21 protein-coding genes and 4 tRNA genes are annotated in these 24,515 nt (G+C 40.5%); 23 read left to right on the top strand and 2 right to left on the bottom strand.

All coding sequences use genetic code 11. The annotated features are described in order from the left end of the window. Positions 1–221 precede the first annotated feature (221 nt). The 4 genes from ACYH0O_RS24700 (at position 222) to dnaB (ending at position 5,171) form a co-directional block, all read left to right on the top strand. Positions 222–1,145, top strand: coding sequence for a YybS family protein (locus tag ACYH0O_RS24700; protein WP_149154940.1), 924 nt, complete (start codon positions 222–224; stop codon positions 1,143–1,145). 26 nt (positions 1,146–1,171) lie between these two features. Next, positions 1,172–3,145, top strand: coding sequence for a DHH family phosphoesterase (locus ACYH0O_RS24695; protein ID WP_482630713.1), 1,974 nt, complete (start codon positions 1,172–1,174; stop codon positions 3,143–3,145). After that, positions 3,142–3,588 (top strand): 50S ribosomal protein L9, encoded by a 447-nt coding sequence (gene rplI / locus ACYH0O_RS24690; protein ID WP_149154938.1) that lies wholly within the window; start codon positions 3,142–3,144, stop codon positions 3,586–3,588. Before ACYH0O_RS24695 ends, rplI begins: the two co-directional genes overlap by 4 nt. A 230-nt stretch (positions 3,589–3,818) precedes the next feature. After that, positions 3,819–5,171 (top strand): replicative DNA helicase, encoded by a 1,353-nt coding sequence (dnaB, locus tag ACYH0O_RS24685; RefSeq protein ID WP_482630712.1) that lies wholly within the window; start codon positions 3,819–3,821, stop codon positions 5,169–5,171. 48 nt (positions 5,172–5,219) lie between these two features. Here the strand turns inward: dnaB and ACYH0O_RS24680 are convergent, their stop codons facing one another. Then, a complete protein-coding gene (locus ACYH0O_RS24680) occupies positions 5,220–6,944 on the bottom strand; it encodes an ABC transporter ATP-binding protein (protein WP_149154936.1) in 1,725 nt (574 codons plus the stop codon). 799 nt (positions 6,945–7,743) lie between these two features. Between ACYH0O_RS24680 and ACYH0O_RS24675 the strand changes: the two genes are divergently transcribed. Then, on the top strand, positions 7,744–9,036 hold the full coding sequence (locus ACYH0O_RS24675) for an adenylosuccinate synthase (RefSeq protein ID WP_149154935.1): 1,293 nt from the start codon (positions 7,744–7,746) through the stop codon (positions 9,034–9,036). A gap of 41 nt (positions 9,037–9,077) precedes the next feature. Here ACYH0O_RS24675 and ACYH0O_RS24670 read toward each other — a convergent pair whose 3' ends face one another. Beyond that, positions 9,078–10,100 (bottom strand): potassium channel family protein, encoded by a 1,023-nt coding sequence (locus ACYH0O_RS24670; protein ID WP_482630711.1) that lies wholly within the window; start codon positions 10,098–10,100, stop codon positions 9,078–9,080. A 129-nt stretch (positions 10,101–10,229) separates the two neighbouring features. On the opposite strand from ACYH0O_RS24670, the gene ACYH0O_RS24665 reads away from it, so the two are divergent. The 18 genes from ACYH0O_RS24665 (at position 10,230) to rlmH (ending at position 24,414) form a co-directional block, all read left to right on the top strand. Next, the gene (locus ACYH0O_RS24665; RefSeq protein ID WP_482630710.1) at positions 10,230–10,691 is read left to right on the top strand and encodes a hypothetical protein; all 462 of its coding nucleotides are present in this window, start codon (positions 10,230–10,232) and stop codon (positions 10,689–10,691) included. Next, positions 10,691–10,999 carry a hypothetical protein gene (locus ACYH0O_RS24660; protein WP_113969395.1) on the top strand — a complete coding sequence of 103 codons (309 nt, stop codon included), beginning with the start codon at positions 10,691–10,693 and terminating at the stop codon, positions 10,997–10,999. The genes ACYH0O_RS24665 and ACYH0O_RS24660 overlap by 1 nt, the downstream gene beginning before the upstream one ends. A 1-nt stretch (position 11,000) precedes the next feature. Continuing rightward, complete coding sequence (locus ACYH0O_RS24655) at positions 11,001–12,242, top strand: glutathionylspermidine synthase family protein (protein ID WP_482630709.1); 1,242 nt, start codon at positions 11,001–11,003, stop codon at positions 12,240–12,242. A gap of 15 nt (positions 12,243–12,257) precedes the next feature. Next, positions 12,258–12,671 carry a DUF350 domain-containing protein gene (locus ACYH0O_RS24650; protein WP_148970568.1) on the top strand — a complete coding sequence of 138 codons (414 nt, stop codon included), beginning with the start codon at positions 12,258–12,260 and terminating at the stop codon, positions 12,669–12,671. 298 nt (positions 12,672–12,969) lie between these two features. After that, complete coding sequence (locus ACYH0O_RS24645; protein ID WP_482630708.1) at positions 12,970–13,935, top strand: nuclease-related domain-containing protein; 966 nt, start codon at positions 12,970–12,972, stop codon at positions 13,933–13,935. A 174-nt stretch (positions 13,936–14,109) separates the two neighbouring features. Continuing rightward, positions 14,110–14,185, top strand: a tRNA-Lys gene (locus ACYH0O_RS24640). Positions 14,186–14,202: 17 nt separating this feature from the next. Further along, positions 14,203–14,274: transfer RNA gene (locus tag ACYH0O_RS24635), tRNA-Glu, on the top strand. A 105-nt stretch (positions 14,275–14,379) separates the two neighbouring features. Next, a tRNA-Asp gene (locus ACYH0O_RS24630) sits at positions 14,380–14,456 on the top strand. 30 nt (positions 14,457–14,486) lie between these two features. After that, positions 14,487–14,559, top strand: a tRNA-Phe gene (locus tag ACYH0O_RS24625). Positions 14,560–14,912: 353 nt separating this feature from the next. Then, a complete protein-coding gene (locus tag ACYH0O_RS24620) occupies positions 14,913–16,400 on the top strand; it encodes a peptidoglycan DD-metalloendopeptidase family protein (RefSeq protein WP_482630707.1) in 1,488 nt (495 codons plus the stop codon). Positions 16,401–16,616: 216 nt separating this feature from the next. Next, positions 16,617–17,324 (top strand): response regulator YycF, encoded by a 708-nt coding sequence (gene yycF, locus ACYH0O_RS24615; RefSeq protein WP_113969391.1) that lies wholly within the window; start codon positions 16,617–16,619, stop codon positions 17,322–17,324. Positions 17,325–17,330: 6 nt separating this feature from the next. Next, a complete protein-coding gene (walK, locus tag ACYH0O_RS24610; protein WP_482630706.1) occupies positions 17,331–19,154 on the top strand; it encodes a cell wall metabolism sensor histidine kinase WalK in 1,824 nt (607 codons plus the stop codon). After that, positions 19,151–20,509 (top strand): YycH family regulatory protein, encoded by a 1,359-nt coding sequence (locus tag ACYH0O_RS24605; RefSeq protein ID WP_482630705.1) that lies wholly within the window; start codon positions 19,151–19,153, stop codon positions 20,507–20,509. The genes walK and ACYH0O_RS24605 overlap by 4 nt, the downstream gene beginning before the upstream one ends. Continuing rightward, a complete protein-coding gene (locus ACYH0O_RS24600; RefSeq protein ID WP_482630704.1) occupies positions 20,496–21,305 on the top strand; it encodes a two-component system regulatory protein YycI in 810 nt (269 codons plus the stop codon). Before ACYH0O_RS24605 ends, ACYH0O_RS24600 begins: the two co-directional genes overlap by 14 nt. Before the next feature lie 5 nt (positions 21,306–21,310). Beyond that, entirely contained in the window at positions 21,311–22,105 is a 795-nt protein-coding gene (locus tag ACYH0O_RS24595; RefSeq protein WP_482630703.1) for an MBL fold metallo-hydrolase, read from the top strand. Positions 22,106–22,319: 214 nt separating this feature from the next. After that, positions 22,320–23,561, top strand: a complete 1,242-nt coding sequence (locus tag ACYH0O_RS24590) for a S1C family serine protease (protein ID WP_482630702.1) — start codon at positions 22,320–22,322, stop codon at positions 23,559–23,561. A gap of 120 nt (positions 23,562–23,681) precedes the next feature. Continuing rightward, positions 23,682–23,840, top strand: coding sequence for a CxxH/CxxC protein (locus tag ACYH0O_RS24585; protein ID WP_113969385.1), 159 nt, complete (start codon positions 23,682–23,684; stop codon positions 23,838–23,840). 94 nt (positions 23,841–23,934) lie between these two features. Continuing rightward, positions 23,935–24,414, top strand: coding sequence for a 23S rRNA (pseudouridine(1915)-N(3))-methyltransferase RlmH (rlmH, locus tag ACYH0O_RS24580; RefSeq protein ID WP_482630701.1), 480 nt, complete (start codon positions 23,935–23,937; stop codon positions 24,412–24,414). Positions 24,415–24,515: the final 101 nt, after the last annotated feature.

Genomic DNA, 24,515 nt, shown 5'->3' with positions numbered 1-24,515 from the left:
GTTATTGATATTCACAATTTGGCACAAGTTTAGTGGGAAGTGGCACAACAAACGCAAAAATTGGCACAAGTTTGGTCAAAATTGGCACAACAAAGTTAAATGGTGGACATTAAAGTATGCTTCTCACCTTCGGGTAAGGACCCACTAGATGAAATCTATCTTCAAAATTGATATGATAGTGCTATTGCATGTTTTTGAATATATCGTAAGGAGCGTTTCAATTGAAAAATCCCCGTGTGTTAACGGAAGGTGCGCTTATGCTCGCCATCTTTACTGTTTTACTGTTGTTGGCTTTATATGTTCCGCTTATTGGGACCCTTGCATTTTTCGTATTGCCCCTCCCTCTTATTCTGTTTAGTTCTAAGTATTCGTTACTGAATTCTTTTTACGTATTGATCGGATCGTTAGGGTTATCTTTCTTGTTTGGAGGGCTCATTGCGCTGCCTGTTGCCTTCATGGTTGCGACGACCGGGGTAGTGATTGGCTGGTGTGTGAAAGCGAAAGTAGATAAAATGAGGCTGTTTATGGCGTCAAGTCTCACGCTTGTCATCAATATTGTGATTGGTTTTGTTTTTTCTATCCTACTCTTCGATGTTAATATTATAGAAGATAGCTTAGCTGAATCGAAGGCAGCTTATTATTCTTTATTTGAGAAGCTTGGTCAGGAACCGGATAAGAGACTGGTGGAAAGTCTGGAGAGCTCCATTGATCTAATTCAGACCTTGATGCCTACCTTGTTTCTTGGAATTGCTGTCGTATTGGCTCTGTTATTTATGCTGATCAACTTTCCCATCATGAAGCGTTTAGGGAGAGATGTACCCGTATTTAAACCATTTAGAGAATGGAAGCTTCCTAAGAGTATCCTTTGGTATTATTTACTTACCTTAGTTCTATCTATGATTCTGCAGCCGGAGAAAGGAACGTATGCCTATACGGCCCTTCTAAATGTTCTGTATGTATTGCAAACATTGATGGCGGTCCAGGGCTTGTCTTTCCTCTATTTTTTCGCTCATATAAAAGGATGGTCAAAAGGAATTTTGGTATTAATTACAATCATTTCGATTCCTCTTCTTTATCTCGTGCGAATTTTAGGTATAATTGACTTAGGATTTGATCTAAGACAACGCCTACAACGCAAGTCATAGAAATTTAAGGTCCAGGAGCTGAAATCATGCCATCTTATTTTAATAAGCGAATGATCCGCTACCCATTGTACGGTCTTGCTATATTAACAGCTCTATTGTTAGTATCGGTCTCCTTTTACCAATGGATCATTTCGTTAATAGGGTTGATTGTCTTTGGAATCGTGTATTTTCTCGCTTTCTATTTTGAGAGAAGATCGCACGAAGAAACAGAGGAGTATATCTCCACTTTATCCTATCGTGTAAAGCGTGTAGGGGAAGAGGCGTTAATGGAGATGCCCATTGGGATCATGCTGATCAATGATGAATATTACATAGAATGGACGAATCCTTTTCTTGCCTCTTGTTTTAATGAAGATACAGTCGTTGGAAGATCCTTATACGATGTGGCAGAATCTCTTGTTCCATTAATCAAGCAGGAAGTAGATTCAGAAATTGTGACGATTAATGAGAGAAAGTATCAAGTCGTATTGAAGCTCAAAGAAAAACTTCTCTATTTCTTTGATGTCACCGAACAAAAAGAAATAGAAAAGCAATATCATGATGAACGCACGAATATTGGAATCATCTTTCTAGATAACTATGATGAATTAACGCAAGGGATGGACGACCAAACAAGAAGCAGCTTGAATAGCCTCGTGACGTCCATTCTGAATAAGTGGGCAAAAGAATATGGCGTATTCTTGAAGCGGGTTTCTTCCGAGAGGTTTATCGCCGTCATTAATGAGAAGATCCTTCAAGTATTAGAGAAGGAAAAGTTCGGTATATTGGATGATGTCCGGGATACCACAGCCAAGCAAAATGTACCCTTGACTCTAAGTATTGGTGTAGGGACCGGGGTTTCTTCCCTGCCTGAACTGGGTACCCTGGCTCAATCAAGCCTGGATCTCGCGTTAGGTCGTGGAGGGGATCAGGTGGCCATTAAGCAAACGAATGGAAAAGTTAAATTCTACGGTGGAAAAACCAATCCAATGGAGAAACGTACCCGGGTACGTGCCAGAGTCATTTCCCATGCTCTAAAGGAAATCATGATCGAAAGTGATAAGGTCATCATCATGGGACATAAACATCCTGATATGGATGCCATCGGAGCCGCCATCGGCATTCGAAAAGTGGCTCAAATGAATCAGCGGGAAGGGTACGTTGTCTTAAACTTTAATGAAATAGATAATGGCGTGAAACGGTTGATGAAGGAGATTAAAGTCAATTCCGATCTTCATTCCCGATTCATCACCCCCGAGGAAGCACTCGAAATGGCGACAGAAGATACGCTGCTTGTGGTCGTCGATACCCACAAGCCTTCTATGGTTATTGAAGAAAGGCTTTTAAATAAAATGGATAAAGTCGTGGTGATCGATCACCATCGTCGCGGAGAAGACTTTATTAAAAACCCATTGCTTGTTTATATGGAGCCATATGCCTCTTCAACAGCAGAACTTGTGACGGAGCTATTGGAATATCAGCCTAAACATGAAAAAATCACGATGCTGGAAGCCACTTCTCTGCTGGCGGGAATCATTGTGGATACGAAGAGCTTCACGCTTCGAACGGGATCAAGGACCTTTGATGCTGCTTCCTATTTAAGGGCACAAGGGGCAGATACCGTATTAGTCCAAAAGTTCCTGAAAGAGGATGTCGATACTTATATAAAGCGGTCAAGGTTAATCGAATCGGTTAAATTTTTCCGTGAAGGCGTTGCGATTGCGAAAGCAGAGGATGACGTCATTTATGATCCCGTCCTGATTGCACAGGCAGCGGATACGCTATTGACCATGGATGAAGTAATTGCTTCCTTTGTCATCTCTAAGCGGGATCCTGAAACAATCGGGATCAGTGCCCGTTCTTTAGGTGACGTGAACGTACAAATCATTATGGAAAACTTAAACGGTGGAGGTCATTTAACCAACGCCGCTACTCAAATAAAACAAGCATCTGTATCAGAAGCTGAAGAACAGCTGAAGGAAGCATTAAATGATTATTTTGAAGGGAGAAAAGAGATATGAAAGTAATTTTCTTAAAAGACGTTAAAGGTAAAGGGAAAAAAGGAGAAGTAAAAAACGTAGCAGATGGCTATGCACATAACTTTTTATTAAAAAAAGGCTTGGCCGTTGAAGCAACAAATGCAAACATGGGTCAGCTTGAGGGTCAAAAGAAGAAAGAAGAGCAACTGGCTCAGGAAGAATTGGAAGAAGCAAAAAGATTAAAAGCGACTTTAGAAGAAATCACGGTTGAAATGAAAGCAAAATCTGGTGAGGGTGGTCGTTTATTCGGTTCCATCACGAGCAAGCAAATCGCGGATGCGTTGAAAAAAGCACATGACATCAAAATCGATAAACGTAAAATTGAAATGAACGATGCCATTCGTGCCCTTGGCTATACGAATGTCCCTGTGAAGCTTCATACGGACGTTTCAGCAACCTTAAAGGTACATGTAACAGAGGAATAAGATTTTTTCAGAGAAAATATACGAAATTTGGTAACTTCATTTTGAGAAAAACATGTTAAAATGAATATAGCTTGATAAAAAATGTGATCTGGATACTATCCCGATCACATTTTTTCGGTAGGACTAAATTCTTATTTTTATATAGATTAAGGTGTTAACTTTGACGCAGGCAGCAGATGCCTATAGACGTCCGTTGCCCCTTCGCAGTTTGAATTGGAGGTTATGCATAGATGAATGAAGTGTTCCAGGAACGGATTCCACCACAGAATATTGAGGCAGAACAAGCGGTATTAGGTGCTATTTTCCTAGAGCCCAGCGCATTAACAACCACATCAGAAATTTTGATTCCAGAGGATTTTTATCGTCATTCTCATCAAAAAATATACAATGTCATGCTGAATTTGGGAGACGGGGGAAAAGCCGTCGACTTAATTACGGTGACAGAGGAGCTTGCAGCAGCGAAAGAGCTTGAAGATGTTGGGGGGGTCGCTTATTTAAGTGAGCTTGCAGGCTCAGTTCCGACGGCTGCGAATATTGAATATTACGCAAAGATCGTTGAAGAAAAATCTTTACTGAGACGATTGATCCGTACAGCGACAGATATTGCTTCTGACGGCTATGCCCGGGAGGATGAAGTCGATAGCCTCCTGAGTGAAGCGGAAAAAAACATCATGGAAGTAGCACAGCGAAAAAATGCCGGTGCGTTCCATAATATTAAAGATGTCCTTGTCAGAACCTATGACAACATCGAAACTTTAACGAATCGTAAGGGTGACGTAACGGGGATTTCAACGGGGTTTGCAGACCTTGACCATATGACGGCCGGTTTCCAGCGAAATGACTTGATCATTGTGGGAGCCCGTCCTTCCATGGGTAAAACAGCCTTCGCCCTTAATATCGCTCAAAACGTCGCTGTAAAAGCGAAAGAAAACGTCGCGATCTTCTCCCTGGAGATGGGAGCTGAGCAGCTTGTTATGCGTATGCTATGTGCAGAAGGCAATATTAATGCCCAAAACCTTCGAACAGGTGATTTAACCGACGAAGATTGGAGAAAGCTCACGATGGCAATGGGAAGTCTCTCGAATGCCGGCATTTATATCGATGATACGCCTGGTATTAAAGTGGGGGAAATTCGTTCGAAATGCCGACGTCTCGCTCAGGAGCACGGACTTGGAATGATCCTCATTGACTACTTGCAGCTCATTCAGGGGAGCGGGCGTTCAGGAGAAAACCGTCAGCAGGAGGTTTCTGAAATTTCCCGTTCCCTTAAAGGGCTGGCCCGTGAGCTTGAAGTACCGGTCATTGCCTTATCCCAGCTCTCCCGTGGTGTGGAGCAGCGTCAAGATAAGCGCCCAATGATGTCTGATATTCGTGAATCAGGAAGTATCGAGCAGGATGCGGATATCGTAGCTTTCTTATACCGTGAAGATTACTATGACAAAGAAGCGGAAAACAAAAACATAATCGAAATCATCATTGCCAAGCAACGTAACGGCCCTGTTGGAAATGTATCGCTTGCGTTTGTGAAGGAATACAATAAATTCGTAAATCTCGAGCGGCGATTTGACGACGCTCCGGCTTAGAAGAAAAAATCCAAGCCCTGTCTGGTACAGGTGCTTGGATTTTTTTCTTTATAGAATGGTTGCATGTTGATGGGCATGAAGTCTTGTGAAGATGCCGTCCTCTTTTGAGAGCAGTTCTTCATGAGTACCATCTTCAGCAATCCCATTTTCGGTGACGACCAGAATGCGGTCAGCCTTACGAATCGTCGCCAATCGATGGGCGATGACCAGGGTGGTCCGGTCTTTTGCCAGTTCATTTAATGCCTCTTGGATGATCGCTTCCGTTTCCGTATCAAGGGCGGAAGTAGCTTCATCCAGAATCAAGATTCGTGGATTCTTCAGGAACATGCGGGCGATGGATAAGCGCTGCTTTTGGCCACCTGACAGCTTCAGTCCTCTTTCCCCGATTTGGGTATCATATCCGTCTGGTAGGGATGCAATGAGATCGGTCAGATGAGCACGTCTCGTTGCTTCTTCAATTTCTTCCTGCGTAGCATCAAGTTTTCCATAGGCGATATTCTCCCGAAGAGTTCCGGTGAATAAGAATACATCCTGCTGAACGATGCCAATTTGAGCACGCAAGGATTCCTTCGTCATCTCCCTGATATCGATGCCATCAATGGTGATGGCTCCATCTTCTATATCATAGAAGCGTGGAATCAATGAACAGATCGTTGTTTTCCCTGCACCTGAAGGTCCGACAAACGCCACGGTCTGTCCTGATTGAATGGAAAAGGATAAATCTCTTAGAATAGGACGGTTTGACTCATAACCAAACGTAACGTCGTCAAATGCAATATCTCCACGTAGAGTGGGAACTTCTATGGCATGTGGACGGTTTTCAATATCAGGTTCCATATCCATAAGCTCGGTGAACCGTTTAAAACCGGCCATTCCCTTCGGATATAACTCAAGGAGGGCTGATATCTTGTCGATCGGTTTAAACAGGACATTGATATAAAGAATAAAGGCAACGAGTTCTCCATAAGAGAGCACTCCGGAAAAGCTTAACCAGGCTCCGTATACTAGAATGATCAAGGTCATCAATCGAGTCGTAATGTAGATTCCGGATAAATTCACGCTCATCACGTTATAGGCTTTCAGTTTGGATTTGCGGAAGAATTGGTTATTTTCATTGAATCGTTCCATTTCATAGGATTCGTTCGTAAAAGACTGAACTACTCTCGCCCCGGAAACGCTGTCTTCAACGCGGCTGTTTACATCGGCAATGTTTCCGTACATTTTCGTCCAGGCTACGTTCATTTTAATATTCGAATACGAAATAAGCCAAACAAGAAATGGAACAATAATAATAGCGACCAGAGCAAGCTCCATATTTATTGTGAGCATGATCCAAAACGCACCGATGAAGGTCATGACTGCGATGAACAGATCTTCAGGTCCGTGATGGGCGAGCTCTCCTATGTCCATCAGATCGTTTGTCACACGGCTCATAATATGACCCGTTTTCGTATTATCAAAGAAGCGGAAGGATTGTCTTTGAACATGGTGAAACAATTCCCGTCTCATATCCGTTTCGATATTGATCCCGAGCTTATGCCCCCAATAGTTCACGACGAATTGCATACTCGAACTAAGTAGGTAAAGAACAAGCAGGCCGGCAGAAACCGCCAATATGGTACTCCAGTTTCCCTCAGGCAAAAGGGAATCGATAAACCATGATACCGCCATGGGAAACCCTAATTCTAAAAGTCCAACCAACACGGCACAGGCAAAATCAATGTAAAAAAGCCGCCGGTGAGGCCGGTAATAGCTGAAAAAACGTTTAATCATCTCATCGTCACCTCTGTATACAATTGTGTGTAAAATTCAAAATGCTTATTTTAGATTAGCAAAAGTTTCTAAATTGCGCTATCATAACTTTCTGTTAATGCTCGTTACGTAAACATGCTTAATACTTCATTCAAAATGAGTGCTCTTGCTCTGTTCAATTAGCAAACTGTTTGATTGTCAGTGGATTCTCTCCCTTTCCGCAGACTACCGGTCAAGTCTCCTCGCATTCGTTGCGGGGTTCTTGGCCCGCCTATTTTTCATAGGAGTCTCGCAAATCCCCTGACAATCTCTATGGAAGAGTAATGGAACGAAGCAAATAGTTGAGCTATCATAATGAGGCTAATTTGGTGTTCATTTGTAAATAGTTTGGAACAGACTATCTACAATAGAGCTTTCTGTGATTGTCTATCCATATTTATAGGTTGGTAAGAGTGTAGAAGCGCAGAGTGGATTGTAGCGGAAGGCACTTGACTCCTGCGGGAAATAGAGGAAAGGTCGAGACCCCACAGGGCAATGCCCGAGGAGGATCGACTTCCTCCCCGGGGAATCTTGTGCCTGGAGCGGAAAGGAACGGTCCCTGCTTTCACACTATCACTACTCACTTTTAGTTATGACTTTTTTATTTGTCTCAAAATTCTTAAACTACAGGATTTTCGGGACAAATGCCTGAAATTATACGAACATAAATATAATTACCTATATAAACGTTCGTGTTTTCATTGACTTTCCTTTTTAGTGTTGATAAAATGAGTTTGTTTGATAAAAGAGGGAATACTAATTCCCGTCGGAGGTGCTTAATATGTCTTCAGTAGTAGTAGTAGGTACGCAATGGGGAGACGAAGGAAAAGGAAAGATCACTGACTTCCTTTCTGAACATGCAGAAGTTATCGCGCGTTACCAAGGTGGGAACAACGCGGGTCATACAATTAAGTTTGACGGAGAAACATATAAATTACACTTAATTCCATCAGGTATTTTCTATAACGAAAAAACATCCGTTATCGGGAATGGGATGGTTGTCGATCCTAAAGCTCTTGTGAAAGAATTGAAGTATCTTCACGATCGCGATGTGAAAACAGACAACCTGCGTATCAGCAACCGTGCACATGTGATTCTTCCATATCACTTAAAGCTTGATGAAATTGATGAAGAACGCAAAGGTGCCAATAAAATCGGTACAACGAAAAAAGGAATCGGTCCTGCTTATATGGATAAAGCAGCACGTGTCGGAATCCGTATCGCAGATCTTCTGGATCGTCAATCTTTTGAAGAAAAGCTTGCTCGTAACCTGGAAGAGAAAAACCGCCTTTTTGAAAAATTCTATGAAACAGAAGGCTTCAATATTGAAGATATCCTGGATGAATATTATGAGTATGGTCAACAAATTAAGCACTACGTTGTAGACACATCCGTTGTATTGAACGATGCGATCGATAACGGCCGCCGCGTCTTATTTGAAGGAGCTCAAGGGGTAATGCTTGATATCGATCAAGGTACATATCCATTTGTTACTTCTTCTAACCCGGTAGCTGGCGGGGTAACAATCGGTTCTGGAGTTGGCCCGACAAAAATCAACCACGTCGTTGGAGTATCAAAAGCATACACAACCCGTGTTGGGGACGGACCTTTCCCGACTGAACTGACGAACGAAATCGGAGACAGAATCCGAGAAGTAGGACGTGAGTACGGAACAACGACCGGCCGCCCTCGTCGTGTAGGCTGGTTCGACAGCGTGGTTGTACGTCATGCCCGTCGTGTTAGTGGTTTAACAGATCTTTCATTGAATTCGATCGATGTATTAACTGGAATCGAAAACTTAAAAATCTGTGTAGCATACAAATACAAAGGTGAAGTCATGGAAGAATTCCCTGCTAACCTGAACATTCTTGCTGAATGTGAGCCAGTATATGAAGAGCTTCCAGGCTGGACAGAAGATATTACAGGATGTAAAACGTTAACGGATCTGCCAGAAAACGCTCGTCACTACTTAGAGCGCGTATCTCAATTAACTGGTATTCCTCTTTCCATCTTCTCAGTTGGTCCGGACCGCTCTCAAACAAATGTAGTTCGAAGCGTGTGGAGCCCGAATTAATTCATAAAAAACTCTCAGCCATTTAAGCGGCTGAGAGTTTTTTATTGATTTAATTGTTCGTACACTCTGTCATGACATACGACATAAAGAATGTCATCAGCATGCAGCTCCCGGTTCATGGCATCGGTGAAATCCATATTATCATTCACAGCGAGCAGAATAGCTCCCTTCTCCAGCAACTCCTCAGAAGCCTGCTTAATGGTCTTCCAATGCTCCTTTACTTTGAATTCGTGAATATTATTGCCGTATCGTTTACTAAGTAACTGTCTGAATAAATTAGTCGTTCCAGGATGAAGGGTCGCTTTTGCCATCAGTAGGGAAACAGAATCATTCGATAAAATAAAATCCTCAACAGCAATATGCTGGAACTTTGGAATGTGACGATCTTCAGACACTTCCACGATTGTATGGACTGGTTTCCCATGCGTTTTCGATAATCCCTCAACGGCAGACGCAATTAATAAAGTTTTCCCATCAACAAGGGACGGATCTTCAATCTTTGAATCGGAGAAAATCGCCACTCGTTTGGCCTCAAAGATATTGGCCTTCAGTAATACATTTTCATCGGAAGGGTCCCCTTGGATGAAATGAATCTGCTCATGCTCAATGGGGGTGATAGGAAGCATGTCAATGAGCACAATTTCAGCGTCTGGCACATGAGCAAGAATTTCTTCAATGGCTCTCTCCGTTTTCTTCGACCAATTGATGTAGATATAATGATCTTCATATGTATACACTAACTTTCCCTCCCTTTTGAATTTCTGGAATGTGGTAATGGAATCAACGGTTTTACTGATCAACACCCCGATAATACCGATTCCAAAGATAAACAGGAAGATTCCCAATAACCTTCCTCCCACCGAAACGGGAAAATAATCCCCGTATCCCACTGTGGTCAAGGTCGTCATCGTCCACCAAAACCCATCAAAAAGCGTTGGAAATGTATCAGGCTCCAAAAAATGGCTGCCAAAGGTTCCAAACAGGATAATAATCAGGGATAATAGAAGAATGAAACCGAAGTCCATCTTCGTAATCTGTTTCCAAAGCCTTTGGAATATAATCATACATAACCTCCTTACGGAAAAATCATAGTTCAATAATACCAATGAATCCCTGAGGAATGAAACCTTTTCCTCACTGGTTCGTATATTTAATGAAATCATATCCTTCCAATCAGGAGGCTGGAGTCAAAAATGAAACGACCTGTACTTGAATACCGTTTACGAAAAGGCAACGATACGTATGAAGCAATCTATCATTACCCTGATATCGAATTAGAACAAATCCTGGCTAGAAGGGAATGCGAATTTTTTGTTAAAGAAGGTGTGACGTATCGTCAGCTTTCTTCAGCGATTGAAGGGGATCGATTTATACTATATGTAGAAATATTTGAAGAAGAACCTGTTACGGATCCCTTGTTTCCACCTGAAGGATTGGTACTGGAAATTCGCGAACTGAATCCACGAAACAACCACCCTATTTTAAAAATAGAACACCATGAATATCATCTCGATATTCTAAGCGTCATCGGTTCTGTTTATTATTATATTGATGGGGTGGAATGGGAACGTGATTCTGCTGAAATCGATGAGGATCGCTATGTGTATATATTATATGTAAAAACAACGGGCTATAAGCTGGAGGAGGAAAGATAATGAACAAAACGAAGAAAATGATGGCTGGGGTAGTCGCATCCGTGATGGCGATATCGGTAACCGGCTGTGGAAATCAGGAGCTTCCACCTGAACCGACAGATGTTGACTGTGATGACTGGGATTGGGATGACGAAAGCGGCACGTATTATTGTGATGACGACCGTTCCCCTCACTTTGGCTACTTTTGGTTTGCTGGTAGAATGTTCAAAAATAAATCCAGTTTAAAAAATTATTCAAGCTATAAATCGTACTCTAAGAGCTATAAATCAGGTATCGGAAGCGGCTCCAAGGGCGGGTTCGGAGGATAAAATGATAGCCTCTCACCGCGATAAAAGAAACGCTTTCTATCAGCGCATCCCGGAGTTTTGGCATGATTTATATGACTTGGAGTACTCGTTATTGGATATTAAGATGGAATCACGTGACACGATTTCAGCGATTCATGAAGCATCCCGAAGAGTGTACACTATTTATCAAAAAAGTGCGGATCTACTTCGTGAGCTGGAGGATGATACCCTTCTGGAGCTAGGTTTTCCAAAGGAATCTCTTTCCTATATAAGGTTTAAGTCCATTCCTCAAGAATGTATTGTTGGTCGCTTTGATTTCGTTGTAAGTGGTAGGGAAATCAAGCTATTAGAGTTCAATAGCGACACCCCCACCTTCATCAAAGAGCTTTATCATGTGAATGAAAAGGTTTGTCAGTATTTCGGGTGTTCAAATCCTAATGAGGGATTCGAGGTAGCGTTAGCGAAAGAGCTAAAGCGGGCACTCTTATCTTCCTGGAAGTCTTTGCAACGGGAAGGCGAACCTAAGATCGTCTTCACCTCTCACCAGGATCACGAAGAGGATCACCTGACAACAAAATATCTACAAAAGCTTTCAGGTGTGCCGTCTGAATATGTGAGCCTGGATCAGCTGCAGATTCGAGAAGATGGTCTTTATACTCCTCAAGGGGAGCGGATTGATGTATTATACCGGCCGACGTATCCTGTCGAACATCTCATTGAAGATAAGGATCCACTGACAGAAGATTATGTAGGCTTGGACCTGATGCAAATGGTATTGGAAAAAAAGGTTGCCATCTTGAATCCTCCCTCCGCTTTTTTACTCCAGTCTAAAGGAGTTCAAGCACTTATATGGGGTCTTCATGAAGCATGTAGTGCCTTCTATACAGATGAGGAACATCAATGGATCGAACGATACTTTCTTCCAACTTACTTAGATTCTGATCAATTCGAGAAGAATGGGATCACCTACGTTCAAAAACCTGCATTTGGCCGTGAAGGAGATACGGTCAAAATCATTGAAGCGACAGGAAAGATCCTTTTAGAAGATAAAAAAGAAACCTATAAGCAGACCCTGCCAGTATTCCAACAATTTATCCCTCTGCCTGTTGCTGCGATTAAGACGGATGAGGGAATAAAGGATGCAAGTTTGATGGTAGGCAGTTTCATTATTAATGGCACGGCCGGTGCAATCGGAATACGGGCTGGTAACGCCATCACCGATAACGAATCATACTTTCTGCCTGTAGGGTTACAGAAGAAATAAAAAGGAGAGAAACTCATGCAAATCATAACAAGTGAAGCACTACTCAGCTTTCTGGCTCACGTCGGAACGGGCCTTGGACTGATGATCCTCGGAATCACCGTTTTCGCCTTTACTACCAAATTCTCAGAAGCTACCTTAATCAGGGAAGGAAACATTGCCGTAGCCCTCAAACTATGGGGAAAAGCCATCGGACTCGCCATCGTCATCTACACCGTCTGGGCTAACAGCCTGAATTTGCTTGACGCCTTTATCTGGGGACTCATCGGTATCGCCACTCAAGTCATCGCCTACTGGATCATTGAGTACGTACTAACACCTAAGACGAATTTAGCGAAGAAAGTGGAAGAAGGAAATATCGCCATTGGATTCAGCCTATTCTCTGCTGCGATTGTAGTGGGATTGGTTGTGGCTGCTAGTTTGACTTATTAATATTGGTTATGATGGAGATCTGCTGCTGGAGCGTTGTGTTGGTGCTCTGGTGGTGGGTCTTCTTTTGCTGGTGAGTTCTAGGTATTATCGGATTTAATGCATTCTTGAAAATAAATTTCCAGTTTTGAAAATAAAAGTGAGGTTTTTGAAAATAAAATACTATTTTTGAAAATAAAAGGTCAAGTTTTGAAAATAAACCTCTCTCGCATCAATTTATTGTTAAGATATCATCAGAAAAAAGCAGGGTTTCTTTAATAAAAGTAGAATATAAATAAAAAATTAGTATTGGAGTGATGAAATGATCAGTAAAGAACGTCCTTTTCCGATTAAAATTCAAAAACTGCAGGTCCTGCTCTTACGTATCCTTGAGACCCATTCTAAAACAAACTTTATTAAAGAAAACCTCTCAAAAAGTTTAGCCGGTTATAATGGAGAGAAATCAATCGACTATTTTTTAAGCCTTCTCCCCGACAAATCCTTTTATATTCTTCATGACTTACGCCTCTTTATAAACGGTCGATATTTCCAGATTGATACTTTACTATTAACAAAAAGCTTTGCACTCATTTTAGAAGTGAAAAATATAGCCGGGTCGATAGACTTTGATTCAACCTTTCATCAAATGATACAGAAGAAGAACGGTGTTGAAATTGCACTGCCTGATCCTATTATTCAAATTGGCAGGCAAGAATCTCAATTTAAATCATGGTTACATGAGCATCATTTCCCTCCAATCCCAATCCACACACTCATCGTTATCAGTAACCCCCAGACAATTATTCGTTCAAATGATAAGAATGTAAGTCAAAAGGTCATCCACGCTGCTTTGCTCCCCAAAAAAATTTCTCAAATGAATAATGAATCTCATAAAAATATTTTACTGGATAGAGATATTAGAAAGATGATTAAGCTAATAAAAAAATTTGATACCCCACTGAACCCCTCAGTACTAAATCAATATAATATATCCAGACAAGAAATAATAAATGGAGTATTTTGTGAGATTTGTAGTTATCTTCCCTTAGATAGAGTGCATGGATACTGGTCCTGTCCTAAATGTAAAACAAAGTCGAAAGTAGCTCATCTTGAGGCACTCGAGCATTACAATCTGCTTTTTGGAGAAGAAATTACCGGACAACAACTGAAAGACTTTTTAAGGATTTCTTCACCTGCCCTTGCAACAAGAATATTAAACTCCGTATGTGTAGGTTATCGTGGGAAAGGAAAAGGACGAGTCCACACTTTGCCATCTAAGCACAAATAGCTTTGAGAAATACTTCATATCGGAAATCCCTCTAAATTATTCCCCAAGAAATAAATTTCGACAATAAATCCAAAAAAACTATTGCCCTCGACATTCATACTGTGATAATATTAATTTCGTTGTCACGAAAGCGGCTCTGATCAAGCTTGCTATTAGTGTTTATATATATACTTAGAGCCATTAGCTCAGTTGGTAGAGCATCTGACTTTTAATCAGAGGGTCGAAGGTTCGAATCCTTCATGGCTCACCATTTTTTTCTCTCTACATGGCCCATTGGTCAAGCGGTTAAGACACCGCCCTTTCACGGCGGTAACACGGGTTCGAATCCCGTATGGGTCATTTTTATTTTTTGAAGTGAGATTGATAGTTTTGTTGATGTAGCTTCATGAAAATATTTTGCTAAAGCAATTAAAGGAAAAATATTTTGCTATCGCAAAAATTTTTGGTCCGGTAGTTCAGTTGGTTAGAATGCCTGCCTGTCACGCAGGAGGTCGCGGGTTCGAGTCCCGTCCGGACCGCCATTTACATATTTGATTCTATTAAAACGATATGGCTCAGTAGCTCAGTTGGTAGAGCAATGGACTGAAAATCCATGTGTCGGCGGTTCGATTCCGTCCTGAGCCATCTTACAAAAAGTACTGCGACGACTTTGACTCTCGTAGTACTTTTTTATTTGCCTTTGTAACACTATTGTAACAAAACATTATAAAATTCCTCTAATTTCTACCATGATTGTTTCAGCGGATCATCCACCTTTAGACCCACCTGGTTCCCACTGTGACGCTAAAAACACCATTGAAGCGCTTACTTTGAACTCTAATCAATTATACAGTTTTATTACAATCTTAATTCTGTGTCCCGGATTTCGTCGAATTATGGTAAATTAGTAAAGTACGAATTTTATAGAATTTTACTAAATTAGGCTTAATGAACTACCGTAACTGGGATTTTTGCTTTAGTTTATAGGAGGCAACTCAATGAGTTTTGGAGAGAAATTAACACCCATTTTAGAAAAATATAAAAAACTTAATATTCGACATAGATCCAATCAATTTGTAAAAAGAGTAGGGATTACAACTCTCGCTCTTACGACTCTAACTTTTTCATCTGCGGCAGCAAGTACTGGAACGGATGAAAATCTTCAAACCATCTATCATGTATATATGGGTAGTGAGTATGTAGGGGCAGTAACGAATCAGGAAGAAGTAGAAGCTGTTTTGGATGAGAAACTGTCTGAGGCTAAGAAGGAATACACGGATTTCCAGGTTGATTTTACTCATGATGTAACGTACATACCTGAGAATGTGTTTTCTGCTGTGAAAACAAACAATCAAAAGGTAATTGAGAATCTAAATAAATCAGTATCGGTTGAAGCAAATGCTTTTGCTTTAGTTGTGAACAATAAACCTGTTGCTTATGTAAAAGATGAAAAGGCAGCTGAAGAAGCTTTAAAGACTTTTAAGCTCAACTATGTTTCTGAAGAAGAGTTAAGCGAATTGGAAGCGCGAAAAAGTGACTCTTCATCCTCTTCTCTACCCGCTTTAAAGGAAAATGAAACACGTTTATTAGAAGTTTCTTTTAAAGAAGAGGTAGAGATGAAGAAGACGCAAGTGGAGCCGGAAGAAATGATGTCTTCTAAGGAAGCTGCAGATCTTCTTAAGAAGGGTACCTTAGAAGAAAAGAAATATAAGATTCAAGAAGGTGATGCTCTTGGTACGATTGCAGAAGAGCATCAGTTAACCACAGGGAAGTTGCTGGAATTAAACTCAGAGCTGAAAAAAGACGATGCCCTTAAAGTCGGTTCGGAGTTAATTGTGACCGTCTATGAACCTCTTGTCCATGTACTTGTTAAGAAAGAAGCTAACAAGATCGAAAAGATTGCCTATGAGAAAGAAGTAGTAGAAGACTCTTCTATGAATAAAGGCGATACGAAAGTGAAGCAGGAAGGTCAAGAAGGTGAGAAATCCGTTACGTTTGAAACAAAAGAAGTGAACGGTTCTCAAATCGAGAAAAATGTAAAAGAAGAGAAGAAACTAAAAGATCCAGTGAAATATATTGTCATTAAAGGAACAAAAGCAACTCCATCAAGGGGATCAGGAAACTTTGCATGGCCGACAAATGGCGGTTATATTTCCTCTAAACAAGGACCAAGATGGGGTAAAGTTCATAAAGGGATCGACATTGCGCGACCAGATAATCCTACAATTAAATCCGTTGATAACGGAAGAGTCGTTTCTGCCGGTTGGGACGATGGCGGTTATGGAAATAAAGTTGTGATCGATCATGGAAATGGATATAAAACGATTTATGCTCATTTAGATTCCATTTCTGTTTCTGCCGGTCAAACGGTGGAAAGAGGTCAAAAAATCGGTATCATGGGTTCAACTGGTGAATCTACCGGTGTTCACCTGCATATCGAAGTTTACAAAAATGGATCACTTATCAATCCATTAGATGTATTGTAATTGTATATAGGTAATCAATCATGGGACTGACACAATCATTTTATTTGTCAGTCCCCTTTGTTATATTTAGATTGTAGTCAAAAAGAAATGAAATAAAGGTTATGATAGAGTTAAAGATGAATTAATATGGAGATAGTGATAAATTTAAAGGAAGAATCCTATACTAATCACAACTTTATATGATACATTACTTTTTTCTAAAGGAGATCAATTGACATGGAGAAGAAAATATTAGTCGTTGACGATGAGAAACCAATTGCAGATATACTACAGTTTAATTTGAAAAAAGAAGGTTATGAAGTACATTGTGCGTATGATGGAGACGAAGCCGTCAAGATGGCTGAAGAAATCAAGCCTGATCTTGTCCTTCTTGATATTATGCTTCCGAATCGTGATGGAATGGAAGTTTGCCGTGAAATCAGGAAGAAGTATGAAATGCCTATCATTATGCTGACAGCGAAAGACTCTGAAATTGATAAGGTACTGGGTTTAGAACTGGGTGCTGATGATTATGTAACGAAACCTTTTAGTACACGTGAATTGATTGCCCGTGTGAAAGCTAATCTGCGACGCCATCAGCAAGGGGCACAGCAAAATGCTGAAGATGAGAACAATGAAATTACGGTAGGTTCTTTAACCATCCATCCGGATGCGTATGTTGTTTCTAAAAGAGGAGAAACGATTGAGCTGACACATCGTGAGTTTGAGCTTCTTCATTACTTAGCGAAGCATATTGGACAAGTGATGACCCGTGAACATTTGCTTCAGACTGTTTGGGGTTATGATTACTACGGAGATGTACGTACTGTCGATGTTACCGTCAGACGTCTTCGCGAGAAAATTGAAGACAACCCAAGTCACCCTACCTGGATCGTAACACGTAGAGGAGTCGGTTATTACTTACGAAATCCTGAACAGGAGTAATTTGTAATGAAGAAAGTTGGTTTAACCCGTTCCATACATCTGAAATTCGTTTTGATTTATGTTCTGCTCATTCTTCTCGCCATGCAGATTATCGGTGTATATTTTGTAAGGGCCCTAGAAGAGAAGCTCGTCGATAATTTCCAAACTTCTATTAAAAATAGAGTGGAATTATTAGAGTATACAATTCGTGAAGAAATAGTAAAGAAACGCAGTGAAGATGATCCCACACTCGAAGAAGATATCCGGAGAGTGTTGGATGATAGTAAAACATCAGACATCTCAGAAATTCGAGTAATCAATGATAGAACTAAGATTATTGGGACCTCAGATCCCAATAATCAGAGTTTAGTTGGGCAGGTTAGTGGGGAGAAAGAAGTTAAAAGAGCACTGGGAATAGGATTAGGTCATGAGGATATCTATCTTGATGATAAAACGAAAGATCGAATCTGGGTGTATACAGCACCAATAACTTCAAATGAAGAAGTCATTGGTGCTATTTATCTTGTCGGTGAAATTGAGTCGGTTTATGACCAAATGAGTGAAATCAACAAGATTTTTACGAATGGTACCCTAATTGCTTTAGTCATAACAGCGATATTGGGTGTGTTATTGGCTCAAACCGTGACAAGACCGATATCTGATATGAGAAAACAAGCACTCGCTATGGCAAAAGGAAACTTTTCCAGAAAAGTAAAGGTCTACGGGTACGATGAAATAGGTCAGCTTGCGATTACATTCAATAATTTGACGAAACGTCTTCAAGAAGCCCAAGCTACGACGGAGGGCGAGCGAAGAAAGCTTTCTTCCGTGCTTTCCTATATGACCGATGGTGTCATTGCAACAGATCGAAAAGGACGGGTCATTCTGATTAATGATCCTGCAGCGGATATGCTGAATGTTTCACGTGAAACAGTCGTTTCTCAACCCATTGTATCCTTACTGGGATTGGATGAGGAATACACGTTTGATGATCTGTCCAATGAACAGGATTCGATCATTTTAGATTACAGCACTAAAGAAAAACCTTATATCTTACGGGCGAATTTCTCCATTATTCAAAAAGAGACCGGGTTTGTGAACGGTCTGATAACGGTATTACATGATATTACGGAGCAGCAGAAAATTGATTTAGAGAGACGGGAATTTGTTGCAAATGTATCCCATGAACTTCGTACGCCGCTTACAACGATGAGGAGTTACTTAGAGGCATTAGCAGAAGGGGCATGGCAAGATGAAAACATCGCACCTCAATTCCTTGATGTCACTCAAAATGAAACGGAGAGAATGATTCGGTTAGTAAATGATCTTCTTCAATTATCGAAAATGGATAGTAAAGACTATCGTTTTAATAAAGATTGGGTTGATTTCATTCTCTTTTTCCATAAAATCATTGATCGATTTGAAATGACTAAGAATGTCAATGTGACCTTTAACCGTTTCTTACCAGACAAAGCAATGTTTGTGGGAGTGGATCAGGATAAAATAACACAGGTTTTGGATAACATCATTTCGAACGCTTTGAAATATTCACCAGAGGGCGGTACCATTACATTTAAAACCATAGAAAAGAACGGATATATTGAAATCAGTGTATCAGATCAAGGATTAGGGATCCCGAAAGAAAATCTGGAGAAAATCTTTGAGCGTTTCTATCGTGTCGATAAAGCCAGAACAAGACAAATGGGTGGCACAGGACTTGGCCTTGCCATAGCAAAAGAGATGATTTCAGCACATGGTGGTGACGTATGGGCGACAAGTACTGAAGGAAAAGGAACCACCATCACATTCACTCTCCCATATGATTCCACTCAAGAGGATGATTGGTCATGAATTATGAAAAAATCAAATCAATAATTCTAACGCTGCTCGTATGCATCAGTATATTTCTTACCTTCAATCTTTGGACGTATCAACCAGGATACGATACGATTAATAAAGATGAAGCTTACGATGTAGCCGTGGGAGACAAGATACCTGAGAATGAACTGAACAGCGTTCTAATCAAACCGTTTAAACTTTTCTATCATTCAGGAAGTAAGACAGTCGGGACTTCGGATGAATTCGAAATCAATAAGGTTATTGAACAATTAAGAACCTGGACATTATTTGATATGAAAGATCTTTCAAGAGAGTATAATATGTCAGAAATCAAATCTGTTATACACGGTGAGAAAAAGGTAGAAATTGTTTTCCCAGATAATGTTCCACTCTCTATTTATAGTCAAGTGTTAAAAATAGAGGAGAAAAACACCCTGAACGGTTCATTTAACCGAATCATTATCGACCTGAATAATAACGGTTCAGATACAGGTTCCGTATATTTTGTTTTATATGAAGAAGGAGAAAAGAAATTTTATGAAAGCCGGGTAGACCGTGCCAGTTTAGAAGCTTTCGAAAAAAGCTTTGTTCAAAAAGCCGTTTATAATTTTGATGAATATATTGAACAGCCATTAAATAATAAAAAAACGATCTTTCTGCCCAAAAATCCTGAGGATTATATCAGCTATAGATATTATTCGGACCTTGATTCCCCCGAAGAGTATGTACAGGCACTGTTTAGTGATCCCAATAGTGTAGATAAGGGTTTTACTGAGCAGGGAGAAAAATTCACAAATGTATATAGTTTATTAAAAACGAATAAAGAACATAACACGTTGTCTTATGTAAATCCATCAGAAGAAAAAAATGGAGGATCGTCTGCCACAGAGCTGCTTCAAAAAAGCATGGAGTTTGTGAATGATCATGGTGGATGGACTGATCAATATCAATTTTTCTCGATCAGCCCTCTAGAGAATAAAATCGTCTACCGACTATTTGTGCAAAATTATCCTGTTTTTAATGAAAACGGGATGGCTGAAATTTCTCAAATCATGGGTCAGGAGTCGGTTAACGAGTACAATCGTCCTTACTTTAAATTAGATTATGATCTGAAGTTGAAGTTTGATAGTGTAAACGAGATGAGATTGCCATCCGGATCTACCGTTTTATATCTATTGGCAAAGGATGACACCATCAACCTGGAGTATGTAGAAGATGTCATTGTCGGATATAAGATGACTAGAGATACTAATGAATCGAATAGAAAATTCCTTGTATTTGAACCTTCCTGGTATTATAAATACGATGGTAATTGGTTACGGCTACCTTTGGAAGAACAGGAGGGGCTTGGAATTGGACTGGAGTAAAACGAAGAGCATTTTTATTATTGTCTTTCTTATTTTAGACATCTTTTTAATGTCGTTGTTCATTAACAAAGTATCTGAAAGCAATCCAGAAACGTTAAGTCAAGTTTCCTTTGAAGAGCAATTAAAGGCCGATAAAATTGATTACCCGAATAATCTATCAAAGGATCCATTGAAAGAAGCCTATATTAGTGCAAAAACGAAGGTGTTCACGGAGAGTGAAATAGAAAAGTTGAAAAATCAAGATGTCAGTGTTGTCACTGATAATACGATTCATTCAACGTTAGAAGAACCATACTCCATCAGTGAGAATTTTTCGCCGGACGAATTAAACGATTTTATGAAAAACCAGGTCGCAGGCGGCGAAAAGTACAGCTTCTGGAAATATAATAAAGCTGAACAAACGATTATTTATTATCAGACGTATAAAGGCAGACAGCTTTTTAACAATTCAAATGGAAAAGTGGTTCTTGTTCTAAATGAAAAAAATGAAATCGTCTCTTATAAACAAACACTGCTTGAGGATTTAGAAGAATTAAGCGGGGAAAAGAAAAGCCTGCTTACTCCTCTTCAAGCTCTTCAGGTTTTGTGGACCAATCATAAGATAAGCACGGGCAGTACGATCGAAACACCTGAACTGGGATACTATACTTTTTTATCACGTGAAGAATCCCAAGTCCTGGCACCAACCTGGCACTTTGTTGTTGAATCAGGTGATAATAAGGAAGACCTATTTATTAATGCAGTTGAAGGACAGATTTTCGAAGTGACCAAACCAGAAAAAGAAACAATGGAGTGAGAGATATGACCATGCATTTTAGTGTGCTTGCCAGTGGCAGTACAGGAAATGCGATATTTGTGGAGACGGAAGAGCATTCCTTTCTTGTCGATGCAGGATTGAGCGGCAAGCAGATGGAAGGACTGTTCAGTCAGATTGATCGAAAGATAGAAGATTTATCGGGTATTCTTGTTACTCATGAGCATAGTGATCATATTAAAGGGATCGGTGTGCTTGCGAGAAAGTACAAGCTTCCTATCTATGCCAACGATAAGACATGGAATGCCATGGACAGGTTAGTAGGGAAAATAGATACGGAACAGAAGTTTTCGTTTGATATGGAAACAGCCAAGCACTTTGGAGGATTGAGCATTGAGTCCTTCGGGGTTTCACATGATGCGGCAGAGCCAATGTTCTATATTTTCCACCAGGGAGAGAAAAAGCTTGTTCTGGTAACCGACACGGGATATGTAAGTGATCGGATGAAAGGGATCATTTCCAATGCCGATGCGTATGTATTTGAAAGTAATCATGATGTGGGCATGCTCCGAATGTGCCGGTATCCGTGGAATATAAAGCGTCGGATTCTTGGTGATTATGGACATGTTTCTAATGAGGATGCTGCCATTGCTATGAGTGAAGTGATAGGTGATAACACTAAAGGGATTTACCTTGCCCATTTGAGCCTGGATAACAATATGAAAGATCTAGCCAGAATGAGTGTGACGCAAACACTCGAGTCACAAGGAATAGTAGTAGGAGAACAAATTGATTTATTTGATACGGACCCTAAAGTACCAACACCTTTAGTTGCGATTTAAACCGATTCAAATGTTTACGATTTTTCTTTTGAAGGTATGAAGAAGGTGAGGGCTGATGTCTTCACCTTTTTTTGTCTTCTTTTTGTATTTACATATCCAGTAAGTATATGAAATTCTTACACTTTTTTCATCATTTTTTAATTTAATCTGACTATAATCATGCTTGTAAAGATAAAATAACAAAAGGAATAGTTGGCAGAAAGGATGAAGTTAGATGGGATACTATGATTCAGATCATGATTCTGGAAGCAGAAGCAAGCAAAAGGGCAATCGGGGGGGAATGTTCCTTGCAGGGCTAATGGGAGTGGTACTGGGAGCCATATTGGTCATTGTGGCGATTCCTCAGTTAACCAACTTAGACATCTTACCATATTCAATTCAACCCGACGAGGACCTGAAAGAAACGGATGATGCGTATCATAATGGTGCTACTCAAAGTGTTTCTGTCGATGTGACCACGGATGTGACGAAAGCCGTTGAGAAATCCGGCGATTCTGTTGTAGGAATCACGAACATTCAATCTCAAAGCTTCTGGGGACAGGGTGAAGGACAAACACAGGATCAACAGGCGGGTACAGGATCCGGGGTTATGTATAAAAAAGAAGGCAATAAAGTCTATATTGTGACCAATAATCACGTGGTAGAAGGAGCAGATCAGCTGGAAGTGACGCTTGCGGATGGGACCAAGGTACCTGCTGAAATGCGTGGTGCGGATATTTGGACAGACCTCGCTGTAATCGAAATCGATGGAAGCAAAATCAAGAAAGATGATATTGCCGAGTTTGGAAATTCAGACAAGCTAAAAGCGGGAGAACCTGTTATTGCGATTGGTAACCCACTTGGACTGCAATTTTCCGGTTCAGTCACACAGGGGGTTGTTTCAGGTGTAGAGAGAACGATTCCTGTCGATATAAATCAGGATGGAATGGAAGATTGGAATGCAGAAGTTCTCCAAACTGATGCAGCCATCAACCCAGGGAACAGTGGTGGAGCCCTCATTAATATTTCCGGTCAGTTAATTGGAATCAACTCCATGAAAATCGCACAGAGTGCAGTTGAAGGGATCGGACTTGCAATCCCGATCAACTATGCTCAGCCGATTATTGAAGACCTTGAGCAGTACGGTGAGGTCAAGCGTCCTGCAATGGGTGTGACTCTGGAGGATGTGAATAAAATTTCTGCCTATCATCAGCAGGAAACATTGAAGCTTCCGAAAGAGATCAATTATGGTGTCATGATCAGACAAACCGTTCCCAATTCTCCAGCTGCCCAGGCCGGCTTACAAGAGCTGGATGTGATTACTGAGCTTGACGGGGAGAAAGTTGAAAATGTCATTGAATTAAGAAAGCATCTATATAACAAAAAAGACGTAAACGATCAAATGAAAGTCACGCTCTATCGAAACGGGGAAAAGAAAGAAGTAACCATGAAACTGACTGACGAATCCCGATTATAGAATGTGGATAAGCGAAAAGCAGGAAGGCCAGGTGCCCTTTCCTGCTTTTTCTTTACATGATATGATAACTGTGGATAAGTATATACTCTAAAATTAAACCGAAGATTAGGAGGAAACGCCATGATTTACTGCTGCTTAGAGCATGTAGAATTAGCCATGGATATTGTCGTCGATGAGCATGAGGTAGCGCCTCAACTGACTGAGCTTTCTGAAGAAAAGAAGTTATCCACAACTTGTGAATATTGTGGGAATAACGCAATATATATAGTGGCGAACTAATATTCCCATACGATATGTGGATTGGTTTTGTGGATATGTGGATAAAGTCTGTGGATAACGTGTTTGTAAATTGTTTGTAAAGTGAGTGTGGATAGTGAATATCACCATTGTAACGGTTGGTAAATTAAAAGAGAAATATTTAAAGCAAGGAATAGGTGAATATGTAAAGCGCTTAGGAGCTTATGCAAAGATAGAAATAGTCGAGCTTGCCGACGAAAAAGCTCCGGAAGTGTTGAGTGAATCTGAAATGGAGCAAGTGAAGAATAAAGAAGGCGATCGGATCCTGGCAAAGATCTCCCCTGATCACCATGTCATTGCCCTTGCAATCCAAGGCAAGATGCGCTCATCGGAAGATCTTGCCGATAATTTGGACAAGCTTGCTACGTACGGGAAAAGCAAAGTGGCGTTTGTTATCGGTGGATCACTTGGATTGAGTGATGATGTGATCAAACGGTCAAATGAGACGCTATCTTTTTCGAAGATGACCTTCCCACATCAGTTGATGAGACTGATTCTGGTGGAGCAGATTTATCGGGCGTTTCGGATTAATCGGGGCGAACCTTATCATAAATAGAGGCATAAGCAAGAAGTATCATTTGATTCATTGGGGAATCCCTGTGGTAAAACAAAAGGTTGAACTTGTCCTAGATAAGGAGTTATTATATAGACTTTTAT

It is taken from the genome of Rossellomorea sp. H136, assembly GCF_056838065.1.
Note: the sequence above shows the minus strand (reverse complement) of the source record. Positions and strands in the feature narration are given on the sequence as shown.

What these genes read in the sequence shown, in the direction of transcription:
- ACYH0O_RS24695 (WP_482630713.1), top strand. Translation starts at nt 1,172, where the DNA reads ATGCCATCTTATTTTAATAAGCGAATGATCCGCTACCCATTGTACGGT.
- rplI (WP_149154938.1), top strand. Translation starts at nt 3,142, where the DNA reads ATGAAAGTAATTTTCTTAAAAGACGTTAAAGGTAAAGGGAAAAAAGGA.
- dnaB (WP_482630712.1), top strand. Translation starts at nt 3,819, where the DNA reads ATGAATGAAGTGTTCCAGGAACGGATTCCACCACAGAATATTGAGGCA.
- ACYH0O_RS24680 (WP_149154936.1), bottom strand. Translation starts at nt 6,944, where the DNA reads ATGATTAAACGTTTTTTCAGCTATTACCGGCCTCACCGGCGGCTTTTT.
- ACYH0O_RS24675 (WP_149154935.1), top strand. Translation starts at nt 7,744, where the DNA reads ATGTCTTCAGTAGTAGTAGTAGGTACGCAATGGGGAGACGAAGGAAAA.
- ACYH0O_RS24670 (WP_482630711.1), bottom strand. Translation starts at nt 10,100, where the DNA reads ATGATTATATTCCAAAGGCTTTGGAAACAGATTACGAAGATGGACTTC.
- ACYH0O_RS24665 (WP_482630710.1), top strand. Translation starts at nt 10,230, where the DNA reads ATGAAACGACCTGTACTTGAATACCGTTTACGAAAAGGCAACGATACG.
- ACYH0O_RS24660 (WP_113969395.1), top strand. Translation starts at nt 10,691, where the DNA reads ATGAACAAAACGAAGAAAATGATGGCTGGGGTAGTCGCATCCGTGATG.
- ACYH0O_RS24655 (WP_482630709.1), top strand. Translation starts at nt 11,001, where the DNA reads ATGATAGCCTCTCACCGCGATAAAAGAAACGCTTTCTATCAGCGCATC.
- ACYH0O_RS24650 (WP_148970568.1), top strand. Translation starts at nt 12,258, where the DNA reads ATGCAAATCATAACAAGTGAAGCACTACTCAGCTTTCTGGCTCACGTC.
- ACYH0O_RS24645 (WP_482630708.1), top strand. Translation starts at nt 12,970, where the DNA reads ATGATCAGTAAAGAACGTCCTTTTCCGATTAAAATTCAAAAACTGCAG.
- ACYH0O_RS24620 (WP_482630707.1), top strand. Translation starts at nt 14,913, where the DNA reads ATGAGTTTTGGAGAGAAATTAACACCCATTTTAGAAAAATATAAAAAA.
- yycF (WP_113969391.1), top strand. Translation starts at nt 16,617, where the DNA reads ATGGAGAAGAAAATATTAGTCGTTGACGATGAGAAACCAATTGCAGAT.
- walK (WP_482630706.1), top strand. Translation starts at nt 17,331, where the DNA reads ATGAAGAAAGTTGGTTTAACCCGTTCCATACATCTGAAATTCGTTTTG.
- ACYH0O_RS24605 (WP_482630705.1), top strand. Translation starts at nt 19,151, where the DNA reads ATGAATTATGAAAAAATCAAATCAATAATTCTAACGCTGCTCGTATGC.
- ACYH0O_RS24595 (WP_482630703.1), top strand. Translation starts at nt 21,311, where the DNA reads ATGACCATGCATTTTAGTGTGCTTGCCAGTGGCAGTACAGGAAATGCG.
- ACYH0O_RS24590 (WP_482630702.1), top strand. Translation starts at nt 22,320, where the DNA reads ATGGGATACTATGATTCAGATCATGATTCTGGAAGCAGAAGCAAGCAA.
- ACYH0O_RS24585 (WP_113969385.1), top strand. Translation starts at nt 23,682, where the DNA reads ATGATTTACTGCTGCTTAGAGCATGTAGAATTAGCCATGGATATTGTC.